The organism is Rhizobium sp. A37_96, from assembly GCF_053521765.1.
Map to the genome: position 1 here is coordinate 23,341 of NZ_JBNWDS010000030.1, position 6,989 is coordinate 30,329.

At 56.3% G+C, this 6,989-nt stretch carries 10 protein-coding genes; 6 read left to right on the forward strand and 4 right to left on the reverse strand.

Annotated features, from left to right (window positions below; genetic code table 11):
• Positions 1–69 precede the first annotated feature (69 nt).
• The 6 genes from ACQZ6J_RS32825 (at position 70) to ACQZ6J_RS32850 (ending at position 4,301) form a co-directional block, all read left to right on the forward strand.
• Positions 70–1,305 (forward strand): SAM-dependent methyltransferase, encoded by a 1,236-nt coding sequence (locus ACQZ6J_RS32825; RefSeq protein WP_047636762.1) that lies wholly within the window; start codon positions 70–72, stop codon positions 1,303–1,305.
• Complete coding sequence (locus tag ACQZ6J_RS32830; protein ID WP_244510089.1) at positions 1,274–1,702, forward strand: DUF2147 domain-containing protein; 429 nt, start codon at positions 1,274–1,276, stop codon at positions 1,700–1,702. The genes ACQZ6J_RS32825 and ACQZ6J_RS32830 overlap by 32 nt, the downstream gene beginning before the upstream one ends.
• 27 nt (positions 1,703–1,729) lie before the next feature.
• Entirely contained in the window at positions 1,730–2,149 is a 420-nt protein-coding gene (locus tag ACQZ6J_RS32835) for a DUF2177 family protein (RefSeq protein ID WP_047636761.1), read from the forward strand.
• A gap of 214 nt (positions 2,150–2,363) precedes the next feature.
• Complete coding sequence (locus tag ACQZ6J_RS32840; RefSeq protein ID WP_077472894.1) at positions 2,364–2,939, forward strand: sigma-70 family RNA polymerase sigma factor; 576 nt, start codon at positions 2,364–2,366, stop codon at positions 2,937–2,939.
• Positions 2,936–3,589 carry a ChrR family anti-sigma-E factor gene (locus ACQZ6J_RS32845; protein ID WP_449087094.1) on the forward strand — a complete coding sequence of 218 codons (654 nt, stop codon included), beginning with the start codon at positions 2,936–2,938 and terminating at the stop codon, positions 3,587–3,589. The genes ACQZ6J_RS32840 and ACQZ6J_RS32845 overlap by 4 nt, the downstream gene beginning before the upstream one ends.
• Before the next feature lie 154 nt (positions 3,590–3,743).
• The gene (locus tag ACQZ6J_RS32850; protein ID WP_047636786.1) at positions 3,744–4,301 is read left to right on the forward strand and encodes a fasciclin domain-containing protein; all 558 of its coding nucleotides are present in this window, start codon (positions 3,744–3,746) and stop codon (positions 4,299–4,301) included.
• Between the two features lie 65 nt (positions 4,302–4,366).
• Here the strand turns inward: ACQZ6J_RS32850 and ACQZ6J_RS32855 are convergent, their stop codons facing one another.
• The 4 genes from ACQZ6J_RS32855 to ACQZ6J_RS32870 form a co-directional block, all read right to left on the reverse strand.
• Positions 4,367–4,546 (reverse strand): hypothetical protein, encoded by a 180-nt coding sequence (locus tag ACQZ6J_RS32855; protein WP_077472893.1) that lies wholly within the window; start codon positions 4,544–4,546, stop codon positions 4,367–4,369.
• Between the two features lie 184 nt (positions 4,547–4,730).
• Complete coding sequence (locus ACQZ6J_RS32860) at positions 4,731–5,309, reverse strand: response regulator transcription factor (RefSeq protein WP_068396621.1); 579 nt, start codon at positions 5,307–5,309, stop codon at positions 4,731–4,733.
• A gap of 320 nt (positions 5,310–5,629) precedes the next feature.
• A complete protein-coding gene (locus ACQZ6J_RS32865; protein WP_047637296.1) occupies positions 5,630–6,229 on the reverse strand; it encodes an IS3 family transposase in 600 nt (199 codons plus the stop codon).
• Positions 6,180–6,617, reverse strand: coding sequence for an IS3 family transposase (locus ACQZ6J_RS32870; RefSeq protein WP_449087095.1), 438 nt, complete (start codon positions 6,615–6,617; stop codon positions 6,180–6,182). Before ACQZ6J_RS32870 ends, ACQZ6J_RS32865 begins: the two co-directional genes overlap by 50 nt.
• Positions 6,618–6,989 lie beyond the last annotated feature (372 nt).

The following is a 6,989-nucleotide window of genomic DNA, read 5'->3' on the forward strand; positions in this document are numbered from 1 at the left end:
CGTGTCCCAATCATTCGGGCTGTTCGGTCTCTTGCCGTTCAAACGTAAATCGCGGCGAGGGTGTATCCCATGGCGCAATTTGACGAAGCGGCGGCCAGCCTACCGATTGCATGTGAGGCTAAGGAGCCGAGGGTCGGTATTGGCGGTCTTGTATTTCGACGCATGATGAGGGGCATCCGGTACGGCCAGCTTACGGTCGTCCTGCCGAACGGGAAGGCCGTAATAAAGACCGGGACTGAGGACGGACCCGATGCGACGATTATCATTGACAGATGGCGCGCGCTTCGCAGGCTAGTGGTTTCGGGCGATCTTGGCGCGGCAGAAGGATACATTGAGGGCGACTGGACCACGCCGGATCTGACGGCGCTTATAAGATTGGCGGCCATTAATGCGGATCTACTGGCGTCAGCTCTTTCCGGGACCCCGGTAGCAAGACTGGCCGGCCGGCTGCGTCATATCCTGAATGCCAACACCCGGCGCGGAAGCCGCCGCAATATCGAGGCGCATTACGATCTCGGCAACGAGTTCTATGAGCAATGGCTTGATGGCTCGATGCTCTATTCCTCGGCCGTATTCGAAAGTTCCACGCAGACACTAGAATCGGCGCAGCGAAATCGGCTCCAGATCATCCGCGACAAGCTGGACGTCTCGGACGGGCAACGCGTTCTTGAGGTCGGCTGCGGCTGGGGCGCTCTGGCGCTCGACCTCGTGAACCACTCCAATGCTCACGTGCTGGGTATAACCCTGTCGCCTTCGCAGCTCGAGTGGGCGAACCGCGCCGTAGAGTTGGCGGGTAAAGCAAGTCATGTTGAATTGCGGCTGCGAGACTACCGGGATGTTGACGGTCAGTTTGATCGAATTGTTTCCATCGAGATGTTCGAAGCGGTTGGTGAAGCCTATTGGCCGGATTACTTCGCGATGATCAAGCGGTGCATGGCATCAGGCGGGCGAACCTTGCTGCAGGTCATCTCGATCGAAGAGGCCCGGTTCGATGCCTACCGCGGCAGCACCGATTTCATTCAAAGGTACATCTTTCCGGGCGGATTTCTGCCGTCCGATGCGGCGCTTCGACGGGCTGTCGCGGAGGCAGGGCTCAAGCTGACCGACGTCGAGCACTTCGGCAAATCCTATGCTCGTACCCTCCGCGAATGGCGCACGCGGTTCCACGCGAATTGGCCGGCCATTGCGGACCTCGGCTTCGACGAGACGTTCAGGCGGATGTGGCACTTTTATCTTTGTTACTGCGAGGCAGGGTTTGAGGAGGAGATTATCAATGTCGGACTTTATACGATCGAGCATGCCTGAAACGGCGCACCAAGGCAGGAACAGAACGAAATCATTTGCCTGGGCAATTCCCGTTATTCTCATTGGAGCGGCATTCCCTGCTGAAGCCTCCGATATAAACGGCAACTGGGCCCGCGGAGACGGGAATGCGCGTGTGCGGATTGCGCCTTGCGGCGCCGATATATGCGCGGTCAACACTTGGATAAGGCCTGGCACGCCGAAGGAGAAGGAAGGCGACAAACTGGTTATGTCCATCAAGGAAGACAGCGAGGGAAGCTACTTCGGCACCGCTTTCGATCCTCAACGCGACCTGAGCTACAAGCTGACCGTTAAAGTCGACGGCGATAGAATGACCACGAAAGGCTGCGTCATTGCTGGTTTGATCTGCAAGGGCGTGGACTGGACGCGCATAAACTGAGCTTGGAAATCCATCTGGGAGCCCCGTATGAAAACTTACCTGACCGCATATACCGCAACGCTGATCGCCTTCGTCGCAATCGATTTCGTATGGCTGAGCACCATGGCCGACCGTCTTTATCGACCGACGTTGGGCGACATGCTTGCGCCACAGTTCCGGCTGGCGCCGGCAGTGGCATTCTACCTCGTCTACGCCGCCGGGCTGACCTTCCTCGCTGTCAGGACGGGTTTGACGTCAGGATCGATGACGACAGCAGTCATCTACGGCGCTGCCGTCGGCTTCATGGCTTATGCCACCTATGACCTGACCAACCAGTCCACCCTGAAGAACTGGTCAACTGTCTTGACTGTTGCCGACCTTATCTGGGGAACGGTCTTATCGGCGGCAGCATCAGGCGTCGGGTTTTGGGTCACTCAGCGGATCTTTGGCGCTGTGACGCGCCTCTAAACTCCGCACTCTACGTACGCGGGCAGGCGCGATCGAAGTCCAAGCAGATACTTCGAAGCAAATTTAATAGCCATTTTTTGATCCAGCAGCCAGTTCACGCGTAGGTTACACCATGAATATGCAGATGCCGCTTCGAACCGGAGTACTTCGACCCACATGCGCTGACGCGAAAGTGTGGCCGTCGACGTCAGGCGGGGCGCGAAAGGTCGGAAAGTTGGAGGAAGAGACCCTTAGCTTAGATGCCGAGCGGATTAGGGCGCTGATGTCGGCTGTGGCAGAGTCACGCGATATCGTGGCGTTCGAACTCCTATACAGGCACTTCTATCCGCGCGTACGCTCTTACATGATCAAGATGACGAGAGGAAACCGGATACTGGCAGAGGAGCTGGCGCAGGAGACTATGATGCGCGTCTGGCACAAGACGGCGCTTTTCGATCCGTCCAAGGCCCAGGCGTCAACCTGGATATTCACGATCGCCAGAAATCAGATGATAGACTCTGTTCGAAGAGCGATAAAGCCTGACTTCGATCCAAACGATCCGGCGTTCGTCCCGGATGAGTTCGAGGCTGCTGACGTGTTGATCGAGCGACAGCAAAGCGCTGCAGCGCTTAGGCGGGCGATGACGACTTTGAAGGGCAGATATGCGGAAGTGCTGCGCATGTCGTTCTTCGAAGGTCTCACACATTCGACGATCGCAGAAAAACTAAACCTCCCAATTGGAACGGTGAAATCAAGGATACGACTTGCATGCGAGAAACTGCGTACAGCGCTTCAGGACGAAGCCAAATGATCGAACATCATCTGGACGACGACATGCTCCAGCAATATGCGGCCGGTACCCTGGCTGAAGGCTGGAGCGTTGCTGTGGCGACCCATCTTGCTCTGTGCCCGGCATGTAGATCGAAGCTGTCGATCTTCGAAAGCATTGGGGGTTATTTTATCGAGAGTGAAACTGTTGATGAAGCCGACCTCTCGCAAAGCTGGGATAGCCTCAAGGCAAAGATCGATGCGGGCCAGATCGACAAGGTTGTGCCAATCAAAAGACGGTTTGTTTCTGATCAGACATACCCGGAACCGTTGAGGACCTACATCGACGCAGCCGGCGGTCTAAGGTGGCGCCAGCTCGGGCGCGGCGCTGCCCAAATGATGATACCGACCGCCGACGAAACGACAACAGTGCGACTGCTCAAGATTCCTGCCGGTCAGCCTGTCCCGGAGCATTCTCACCGGGGCGTGGAATTAACGCTGGTGCTTGACGGGAGCTTTAGCGACGAGGTTTCGACATTTTCGCGAGGTGATGTCGAGATGGCAGACGACAGCTTGATGCATCAACCAAAGGCTGATGCGGGCAAAGACTGCATTTGTCTTGCCGTTACCGAGGCGCCGCTACGATTCAAGAGCAGGTTTTTGCGGTTGATACAGCCAATCCTCGGAATTTAACGGTCAGTATCATCGATCGAGCAATCGCAGGCCTGCCCACAACCTATAATACAGATCATTTTGCACGATCTTTCTTGGATTTTTTGAACCGGAGCGGCCGTCATTCGTAGAATCCCCTACCGAGCCAAGAGGCCGGCATTGAGAGGAGATGATCATGAAAAAGTTTCTGGTAGTTTCGGCAGTCGCGTTGGCCAGCATGATGACAGGCAGCTTGGCTGCGTATGCCGCAAACCCTAAGGTCGGTGGAGCGGCGATGTTCGAAGACAAGAACATCGTCGAAAACGCTGTTAATTCGAAGGATCACACGACGCTCGTCGCTGCCGTCAAGGCTGCGGGCCTGGTGTCCACGCTTGAAGGGAAGGGGCCGTTTACCGTGTTTGCTCCGACCAACGAAGCCTTTGATGCGCTTCCGAAAGGGACCGTCGAGACGCTTCTCAAGCCTGAAAACAAGGACAAGCTCGTCAAAATTCTGACGTGCCACGTGGTCGCCGCTGATGCCATGGCCAGCACCGTCGCGAAGATGATCAAGGATGATGGCGGCGAACATGACATCAAGACCGTCGGCGGCTGTGTTTTGAAGGCCAAGGACAACAAGGGCAAGATTACGCTCACCGACGAGGCGGGAGGGACGGCGACCGTGACGATCGCTGACGTCAAGCAGTCGAACGGCGTGATCCACGTCGTCGATAAGGTTCTACTTCCCAAGATGTGATCGGAAGCGCCGGGCCGAGTTATCGGCCCGGCCTTTTTCACTATCTAAATACCTTATTTACTCGTTTAGGTATTGGGCGCGTTCGAACGCCATCCAAGTTTGATGCATAGATGTTCACCGGCGGCAACACCACTACGGGCACTTTCAAATGGCCCTTCCAATATGGTGGTTTTACCACGGAAAATCACGATAACGGTCTTTGAGACCGGATCGTAAAACACGCTCATTCCGTCTTCGTAGCTCATCGATGACCTCCTTCAAAGAAGGGCCGGCGGAGGGGCCGCCGGCCCCCGCGGATCCGATGCCGATCCGCGTCAGCTCCTGGGGTAGGGAGCCGGTTCCATCGCTGTAGGGCTGTGCAATGGAACCACCTTATTACGGAATGCTCGAACCCTGGATCAAAGCTGAAAGAGATTAATGGGGTCAGCGTCATCCCCTCGGCGGACCGCGGGAAAGCAGTCGCTGCAAAGTCCGGCGATGCAGTCTAAGAAGCCGCGCCGTCATAGAAATGTTATTCCCGGTTTCAGCAAACACGCTGTTGATGTGTTCCCAGCGGACCTGTTCTGCGGACTTTAGGCATGGCGTCTCGGTTTCGCCCTGTTGAGAGTAAATTCCAAGCACCTCCAAGATCTCATCCACGTCAGCGGGTTTGCTTAAGAATTCGGTCGCACCAAGTTTCACCGCGGATACAACAGCGCGGACGTGGCCGTATCCAGTAAGCACAAGCGACTTGGTGTTGGGCGATACTTCCTTGCAAAGCTTCACGAGTTCAAGACCGCTGTCGTCACCGATGCGCAGATCAGTTATCAGTATATCGAGGCAACCGCGATTGATTACGGCGCCCGCTCTCTCGATTGTTGTGCAGATTTCGACATTCAAACCACGATCTTGTAGGGCCTTGCCAAGTCGATGCGCGAAAACGTGGTCGTCGTCTACCAAGAGTGCGTTCAGACTTGTCAGTTCCGTAGTTTCAACATGTAATATAGGCCGATCGGGTGTTCTTACCATTGCCTCCTCCTAAGGACGCCCTTGGGGCTGCAGCCGACAGATATACGTTCACGATGTACGACGATTTTTTCGTTCAGATCAAAACAGTAGGTTTTGAGAGGCCTCATCGGCATTCGCGCTGTCTTGCGACCAGCTCGTGAGGCTATTCGTCAAGCCAGGATGCGAGGGCTTTTTGGGGGGCTGCGAAAGAACGTGGCGTTGCTGCGTGGTGATCAACGTCACGTTAGAAACTGGGTAGCGATGCGAGTTGTTGATTTGCGCTGAGAGCTGACCCGGGACTGGAGTGAACCCCTCGGGCTGGACCAGCGAGGCGCTTCAAACTAAGCCGCCTGCTGGGCGAGTTGGGTTTCAAATTCTGCTGGCGATCGATAGCCAAGGGCCGAGTGCAGCCGCTTGGCATTGTAGACTTCTTCGATGAACCTGGGCAATCGCGCGGCGACGTCTGCAAAGGTTTCGTAGCCGGCGGGATAGATGTCCTCGACTTTCAGGGTCTTCATGAAGCTTTCTGCCTGCGCATTGTGATAAGGGTTGCCGACGGCACTCATGGAACCCTGTAGACCTGCCGCATCTAGCGCTCGTCGATAGGTCTCGCTCGCGTATTGGCACCCGCGGTCCGTATGATGAATGCAGCCGGGAGGAGGCTTTCGGTTCTCCATCGCTGAATGCAACGCTGCCAATGCCAGCGGCGTATCCAGGCGTTTTGACAGGCCATAACCCACGACTCTCCGGCTGCAAGCATCGAGAATGACAGCCAAATAGCAGAACCCGACGGCGATGCGGATGTAGGTGAAGTCAGCCACCCAGACCATGTCTGGCCGTGCCGGGATCACATTGCGATAGAGGTTCGGGTAGATCGGCGAATCGTGGTTGCTATCTGTCGTGCGAACATACCGCTTGCGAGGCTTGATCCCCAGGGCCATTGGCCCGCATGACGCGAGCGACACGCTTGTGATTGACCAGATGGCCTCGCCGCTGAAGCTCGTGCGTTACGCGTCGATATCCGTAGCAGGGCAGCTCGTCCTGGATCTCCTCGATGATGGCGACGAGTTCCGCATCCCCCAGGTTCAACGCTCTCGCAGTTGATCGGTAATAATAGCTGCTTCTCGGGAGATCGATCATTTTGCACCCCCGTCGGACAGAGCAGGCCGAGGACCGGTGACGATGGAGGAGCTCCCGCTGTCGCCCGCGATCGGCTGGCGCGGTGTTTTTTACCCAGGTCCAGCTCCATGGTGAGCTGGCCGACCTTGCGTTCGAGCGCCGCAATGTGGGCCTCGTACTCAGCAATGACGCTGGCTTCAGCCTCCTCATCGTTCAGTTCGCCGCGATCGAACTGCGTCAGCCATAGCTGTATGAGGTTTGCTGAAACGCTATATGTCCGCTGTGCGTCGCGCCGTCCGATGACGCCGTTTCGGATATCCTGGCAAAGCTGCAACTTGAACGGCGTCGAATGCCGTCGATATGGTCCTCGGGACTTCATGAGCCTTCTCCGATTGAGGCCCGCAGAGTGTATCGGTTCTTCCGTGTCCCGTGGTCCAGCCCGAGGGGTTCATTCCAGACTGCGGGAAAATATCACTGAGAATTGGCTCTGACTCACATTTGCTGCTGTTGAGGATGATGCTTCTGCTGGTTCATCGGAGGATCAGCTATGCAGCAACGATTTCAACGGGCGAGCCTCGCTCC